This is a genomic window from Sphingomonas sp., from assembly GCF_035555815.1.
Classification (GTDB): Bacteria; Pseudomonadota; Alphaproteobacteria; order Sphingomonadales; family Sphingomonadaceae; genus Sphingomonas.
On record NZ_DATMGG010000018.1, the window covers coordinates 1 to 7,010 of the forward strand.

Consider the following 7,010-nt stretch of genomic DNA (forward strand, 5'->3'; position numbering starts at 1 on the left):
CGGCCAGATCCTTGCCCGTGCCCTGGATGCACGCGGCGGTGGAGAACACGGGAAAGCCCAGCGCCAGCATCGGCTGGCTGTCGCGCACACCGCCGTCGATCACCAGCCCGGCGATACCGCGCGCCTGCGCAGCGACCGCCATCACCTCACCCCAATAGCCAAAGCCGTGATCACCGGTGGCAACCACCAGTATGTCGCCCGGCGCCGCGTGGTAGATGGCGTGATGCAGCCACAGATTGTCGCCCCCCGGCGACATCACCGGATAGGCGCGTCCGGCCAGGGTGACGTTGGCGGCATGGGGCTTGATCGCGGGGGGCAGCGCGCCGATCCGTCCGCCGGCCTCATGCAGCGTCGCGGTCGATCGCGCCGCCGAGCGGGCGACCAGTGCATCGGACACGCTCATCGCGCCGGCCCACCCGGCAGATCGACGAAGCCGGTACGATCGAAGGCGAAGCCCATCGCCTCCTCATAGGCGCGCGCGACGTGTTCGGGCTGCCCGGCCTGAAGGTGATAGCGCGTATAAAGACGCTTCAGCACCGGATCAGCCAGGATCTCGGCATAGGTCGACCCGCGGCGCAACTGCTCGCGCCCGACCATCGGCAGCGCGACGTTGTGGTTCCGATCGGGATCGCGGATCAGTCCCTTGGGATCCCCCCCCGCTGCCACCGCGCGCGCGTCGGCGAGCAGGCGGTTGCGAAGCTTGGCGATACCGGTGTCGCTGCGGCCGAGGTTCTCGCGGGTGCGGTCGGTGATCCGCCCCTGCCCGGCCCAGGCGAGGAAATCCTGGTTCATCACATGGCTGACGATCCACTCGCCCGCCTCATCATGGGTCGGGCCGTACCAATAGGGAATCCGGTCCTGGACGTACGGCCCGCGATCGCTGGGGAGGCGCCGGAACGAATAGGTCACGCTCAGCGTGTTCTCGTCGTCGATCGGCACGCGCCATTCGCAGTGCGAGCCGAGGTAGAAGGCATTGGGCAGCAGGCACACGCGGCCGTCGGTCCACAACGGGTCCTGCTCGTCGGTGTCCTCGCGGATGCGGCGATAGACGAAGCCATGCTCGAACTCGTCGAACGCCAGTCGCTTGTGGGTAGGCGAGTAGGGGCCGTCGCCTCCTTCCAGTCGGATCTTCCAGTTGGCGTGCATCCACTCGAAATGAACCGGGTCGATCGAATTTTCCTGGCATTGCAGCCAGTTGCACGGGATGATCGCAAAGGCGACCTGGGCAAAGCCATCGGACCAGTTGAACAATTCCCAGTCGGGCACGCACGGTGCCGGATCGGGGCCCAGATAGGCCCACAACATCCCCGCCTTCGCCGCGACCTTGTAGGCGGTCGCCCGCACCTTGGACCGGTAGCTGCACCGGGGGTCCATCTTGTCCTCGAACGGCTGCGCCAGGCACGACCCTTCCTCGCCGAACAGCCAGCCGTGATAGTTGCAGCGCAGGCCATGGTCCTCGACATAGCCATAGGACAGGTCGGCACCGCGATGTGGGCAATGCCGCCCGATCAGCCCGTAGGTGCCCACCTTGTCGCGGAACAGCACCAGATCCTCGCCCATGATCCGCACCGCCTTGGTCGGCTTTTCCTCAAGCTCGAGGACGGCCGCCACAGGATGCCAGTAGCGGCGCATCAGCGCCCCCATCTGCGTATCCGGCCCGACCTCAGTCAGCAGCGCGTTGGTCTGCGCGGAAATCATCGCGATGCACCTTCGGTCGTCCTAGTCGCCTTGGCCGCGACCAGATCGGGTACGCGATCATTGTCGGCGCCCAGCGCGGGCGCCGCCCAGCGCACCTGCGGTCGCTCGCCATCGAAACGTAACGGCGACGCGACCAGCTGCATCGTGCCGTCCGGCGTCGGCTGAAGCATCCCCAGCGCGTCAGTCTGCGGATGCGCGATGACCTCGGTTGCCGATTGCAGCGGCGCGCAGGGTACGCCGACCGCGGACAGCGCGTCGGTCCATGCATCGGCGGTACGCGTGCCGATCTCCGCCTCGATCAGCGCATTCAGTTCGGATCGGTTGGCGACGCGCTCGGCATTGGTACGGAACCGGTCGTCGGTGGCCCATTCGGGCCGCCCGACCACTTCGCAAAGCCGCCGAAACAGATTGTCGTTGCCCGCCGCGATGACCAGATAGCGATCACTGGCGTGGAACGCGCGATACGGCACCAGCATCGGCGTTTCCGATCCGCTGCGCCCGGCATCGCGGCCCGACGCCATGCTGTTGGCCAGTGGAATGTTCATCCACGCGACGCCGGTTTCATAGAGCGACGTGTCGACGGTGCAGCCCTCGCCGGTCTGGGCACGGCGCACCAGCGCGGCGAGGATGCCGACCACGCACCACAGACCCGATCCCATGTCGATGATCGACGGCCCGACACGCACCGGCGGGCGCCCCGCTTCGCCGGTCACGCTCATGATGCCGGAAAACGCCTGGACCAGCGGATCATAGCCGGTGTGGTTACGCAGCGGTCCGACGTTGCCGAACGCGCCGAGGTTGCAATAAATCAGGGCCGGGTTGAGCGCGCGCAGCGTGTCGGCGCCGATCTCCAGCGCCTCGACCAGGCCGGGACGCATGTTCTGGATCACCACATCGGCCTGCCCGGCCAATCCGGCGAGCGTGGCGCAATCCTCCACCGACTTCAGATCGAGCGCCACCGAGAATTTGTTGCGGTTGAGCGTCTGGAAGACCGCCGAGGAATTCTCCCAAAAGGGCGGCCCCCACGAACGGGCGTCGTCGCCCCCGCGTGGGTTTTCGACCTTGATCACCGTCGCGCCCAGATCGGCGCAGACCTGACCGACATAGGGACCCGCTACACTGTGGCCGATCTCGATCACCGTCAGACCATGCAACGGCTGCGCCGGCGATCCCCCTCCCTGCCCCATAACCATCCTGCTCCTCGCGGCCTGTCGGCCAGGCCCTGTCGCGGAGTCCGAACCTGCCGCCGGACATCGAGAACGGGTGTTAGCGAAGTCGGCTAACCCCCAAAAAATACCAACTCATGCTGGCAATATTGGACCAGCTTATGAACTCAGTAGGATCGCGGCATTTCGAGCATATGCTGGCCGACGAAGGCGAGGATCAGGTTGGTCGAGATCGGCGCGATCTGATAGAGGCGAGCCTCGCGCCACTTGCGCTCGACGTCATATTCTACCGCGTAGCCAAAACCGCCATGGGTTTGCAGGCAGGCTTCGCCCGCCGCCCACGCCGCTTCGGAATTGAGCAGCTTGGCCATGTTGGCTTCCGCTCCGCACGGCTGGCCGGCGTCGTAGAGCGCGCACGCCTTCTGCAACATCAGCTCAGCCGCCAGAAGCTGGACATGACCGCGCGCGATCGGGAACTGGACGCCCTGGTTCTGGCCGATCGGTCGGCCGAACACGACGCGCTCGCGCGCATAGGCCGTCGATTTTTCGGTGAACCAGCGACCATCGCCCTGGCTCTCCGCCGCGACGAGGATGCGTTCGGCGTTCATCCCGTCAAGGATGTAGCGAAAGCCCTTCCCCTCCTCCCCGATCAGGCTCGACGCGGGAATGCGCATGTCGTCGAAGAAGGTCTCCGTCGTATTGTGATTGACCATGGCGCGCAGCGGGCGGATCTCCAGCCCGTTGCCCAGCACCTTGCGCATGTCGACCAGAAATACCGACAGGCCGTCGGTCTTGCGCTCGACCTGATCGACCGGCGTGGTCCGCGCGAGCAGGATCATCAGGTCCGAATAGCGCGCGCGCGACGTCCACACCTTTTGCCCGTTGACGATATAGTCGTCGCCGTCGCGCACCGCCGTGGTGCGCAGCTTGGTCGTGTCCGATCCGGTGGTCGGCTCGGTCACGCCGAACGCCTGGAGCCGCAGGGCGCCTGACGCGATCTGCGGCAGATACTCGTCGCGCTGCGCCTGGCTGCCATGGCGCAGCAGCGTGCCCATCGTGTACATCTGCGCGTGACAGGCGCCGGCGTTGCAGCCGCTGGCGTGGATTTCCTCCAGGATCACCGCGGCCGCACGGATCGGCAGGCCCGAGCCACCGAACGTCTCCGGAATCAATACCGCCAGATAGCCGCCCTCGGTCAGCGCCCGGACAAACTCCTCCGGATAGGCCTGCCGTTCTTCCAGCGCCTGCCAATAGCTGCCGGGAAAATCGGCACAGACGCGGCGCACCGCTTCGCGCAGCTCGGGATAGTCCGCGCCCACGGACATCGTCACTTCACTCATAGGAATTCCATCACCCGTTGGTTCATTCCGGCGCGCGCGCCAGTCGCGGCCCGGCTTTCATGACCTGCCCCGGCAGCTCGCGCGCGAACGCCGCCTGCACGTCATGCGCCACACCGATCAGGCGTGGCAGATCGATCCCCGTCTCGACCCCCAGCTCATCGAGCAGGTAGACCAGGTCCTCGGTCGAGATATTGCCGGTCGCGCCCACCGCGAACGGGCAGCCGCCCAGCCCGCCGATCGACGCATCATATCGGGTCACGCCCAGGTCGAGTCCCGTCATCACGTTGACCAACCCAATTCCGCGTGTGTTGTGAAAATGCAGCCCGATCGACAGGCCGGGAAAGCGCGCGCGGATCGCGGTGACGACACCCTCCACCACACGCGGTGTCGCCATGCCGGTCGTGTCGCCCAGCCCGATTCTGTCGGCACCCATCGCCGCATAGCCCTCAACCACGCGCAGCACGGCATCCGCGGACACCTCGCCTTCGAACGGGCAGCCAAACGCGGTGGCGACCGAGCCATCGATCGGTACCCCGGCGTCCGCCGCGATCCGCCCGATCTCACCCATTCCGGCCAGGCTCTCCGCCACGCTACGGCGGACGTTCTTTTGATTATGGGTTTCGCTGGCGGAGGCGAACACGGTCAGCCGGTCGATCCCCGCCGCGACACCGCGCCGCGCGCCGTTGACGTTGGGCACCAGCGCGCTGAGTTCGGCGCCCTTGCCCTTCAGCCGACCGACCAGCGCCGCCGCGTCGGCCAGCTGCGGCACGGCGGCGGGGGACACGAATGACGACACTTCGATATGGCGCACCCCCGCCGCGATCAGCGCGAGGCCGATCGCCTCCTTCCGCTCGGTCGGCAGGATGCGGCTTTCCATCTGGAAGCCATCGCGCATCCCGACTTCGGTGACCTGAACGGAGCGCGGGCGCATCGTCACTGTCCGGTGAATACCGGCTTGCGCCGTTCGAGCGCGGCGCGCACGCCTTCGCGGCGGTCCTGCGTCGTCACGGTCTGGTTATAGGCGGCGATCTCGATGATCAGGCCGGTGCGGCGATCGACCTCGCCGCCGCGCACGATCGCCAGCTTGGCCTGGCGCACCGACACCGGCGCGGCATCGGCAATCGCGCGGGCGGTCGCCAGCGCGGCGTCGAGCAGTTCGGCGCGCGGCAACACGCGATTGACCAGCCCCCATTCCGCCGCCTGCGCCGCGTCGAACGGGCGAGCGGCCAGCACGATTTCTTTCGCACGCGCCGCGCCGACCGCGCGAGTCAGTGTCTGGGTGCCGCCGCCGCCGGGAATGATCCCGATCGTGACCTCGGGCAGGCGAAAGCGCGCCTCCTCCGCCGCGTAGATGAAGTCGCATGACAGCGCGAATTCGCACCCTCCGCCATAGGCCGCGCCGTTGACCGCCGCGATCACCGGCACCGGGCAATCCATGATCGCGTAGAAGGCGTGCTCGAACAGCGTGTGCTGGGTCAGCCACGCCGCGTCGCTCATCCCGTCACGTTCCTTCAGGTCGCCGCCGGCGCAGAAATGCCGGTCGCCCGCGCCGGTCAGCACGATGCAGCGCAGCCCGTCCGCATCGAGGTTGATCGCGGTGAACAGCGCGAGGACGTCGCGCGCCATCTCGGTGTTCAGCGCGTTGGCGGCGCTTTGCCGATCGAATCGTACGATCAGGACGTGCGGATCATGGCGCTCGCACGACAGCGTCGCATAAGCCTGATCGCCAATCGCCATCGGTCGCTCCGCCTCCATCATCGTACGACGCAGTTAGCGCAAGCGCCGGCGGACAGGCCAAATACTGTTTGCGCTTGCCGGGATAAGCGTTCGCTATGGCGCGGAATCGTCCGGGCTCAGCCGCGCGCCGGGCCATGCGCCGGCGGCGATCAGATCCTCGGTCACGCTGATGATCAGGTCGTGGATCGCCTTGACCGGCGGCATCAATGGCGCCGCGTTGGAGTAGGCGATGTGCAGCGGGCGTTCGATCTCGGGTTCCACCAGCATTCGCGCCACCAGCCGGGTATCCGCCACCGCCCAGCCCGCAGCCGGCACGATCGCGACGCCCAGTTGCGCCGCCGCCGCCGCGCACAGGCTGTAGACCGAATTCATCTCCGCGACGACGTTCGGCACCACTCCGATCGAGGCAAAGGCGGTGTCGACCGCCTGCCGCACGCGATTGGCGGGCTCCGGCAGCACCAGCGGGGTGCCCTCCAGCGCCTTCATCGGCAGCGGCGCGTCGCTGTCTCCGAACGCCGAATCGCGCGCGGCGACCAGCGCCAGCCGTTCGCGTAACAGCCGCCGCACGGTGATGCCGGTGGCCACCACATTTCCCGGCAATAGCCCGATATCGACCCGCCCGTTCATCGTGAATTCGTTGAGCAGGTTGCCCGGCAGACCATCTGCAAGGAACAGCACGATGCTGGGATAGCGTGCAGCCGCCGCCTCCAACAGCGGCACCGACAGCACCGCCGCAGCGGTCAACGGCAGGCCGATATGAACCGTGCCCGAAAGCTCGTCCACCGACCGGGACACCTCCGTCCGCGCCTGGTTGAGCTGTCGCAGAATGATCTGCGCGTGACGATAAAGCACACGTCCCGCGGGTGTCGGCGACACACCTTGACGACTGCGAACCAGCAGCTGCGCCCCGAAATCCGCTTCCATCATCGCCACTTGCTGACTGAGCGCGGGCTGGGCGATTCCGAGAATCTGCGCGGCGCGGGTCAAGCTGCCGGTATCGACCATTTGAATGAACGCTTGCAGGCGGCGAGTTTCCATAGCGGGAGTTCCTGTCGGATAATTTCAGATC

Annotated in this window: 8 protein-coding genes; 1 reads left to right on the top strand and 7 read right to left on the bottom strand. The window is 66.8% G+C overall.

Translation table 11 applies throughout. The features are described 5' to 3' along the window. The 7 genes from VNR91_RS00940 to VNR91_RS00970 all read right to left on the bottom strand — a co-directional run. A partial coding sequence (locus VNR91_RS00940; RefSeq protein WP_414712357.1) for an RraA family protein occupies positions 1-403 on the bottom strand: 403 nt, incomplete at its 3' end. Next, positions 400-1,698, bottom strand: a complete 1,299-nt coding sequence (locus VNR91_RS00945) for an aromatic ring-hydroxylating dioxygenase subunit alpha (RefSeq protein WP_325488921.1) — start codon at positions 1,696-1,698, stop codon at positions 400-402. The genes VNR91_RS00940 and VNR91_RS00945, both read right to left, overlap by 4 nt. Next, positions 1,695-2,885 (bottom strand): CoA transferase, encoded by a 1,191-nt coding sequence (locus VNR91_RS00950; RefSeq protein ID WP_325488922.1) that lies wholly within the window; start codon positions 2,883-2,885, stop codon positions 1,695-1,697. The genes VNR91_RS00945 and VNR91_RS00950 overlap by 4 nt, the downstream gene beginning before the upstream one ends. Before the next feature lie 146 nt (positions 2,886-3,031). Continuing rightward, entirely contained in the window at positions 3,032-4,189 is a 1,158-nt protein-coding gene (locus tag VNR91_RS00955) for an acyl-CoA dehydrogenase family protein (RefSeq protein ID WP_325488923.1), read from the bottom strand. Positions 4,190-4,226: 37 nt separating this feature from the next. Beyond that, positions 4,227-5,135: a hydroxymethylglutaryl-CoA lyase gene (locus VNR91_RS00960; protein ID WP_325488924.1), complete on the bottom strand. Its 909-nt coding sequence runs from the start codon at positions 5,133-5,135 to the stop codon at positions 4,227-4,229. Positions 5,136-5,137: 2 nt separating this feature from the next. After that, positions 5,138-5,941, bottom strand: a complete 804-nt coding sequence (locus VNR91_RS00965; protein ID WP_325488925.1) for an enoyl-CoA hydratase-related protein — start codon at positions 5,939-5,941, stop codon at positions 5,138-5,140. A 93-nt stretch (positions 5,942-6,034) separates the two neighbouring features. Continuing rightward, positions 6,035-6,910: a LysR substrate-binding domain-containing protein gene (locus VNR91_RS00970; RefSeq protein ID WP_414712358.1), complete on the bottom strand. Its 876-nt coding sequence runs from the start codon at positions 6,908-6,910 to the stop codon at positions 6,035-6,037. On the opposite strand from VNR91_RS00970, the gene VNR91_RS00975 reads away from it, so the two are divergent. Further along, the coding region (locus VNR91_RS00975) for a hypothetical protein (RefSeq protein WP_325488927.1) at positions 6,821-7,010 on the top strand (190 nt) is incomplete at its 3' end. The two genes, VNR91_RS00970 and VNR91_RS00975, sit on opposite strands and share 90 nt — an antisense overlap.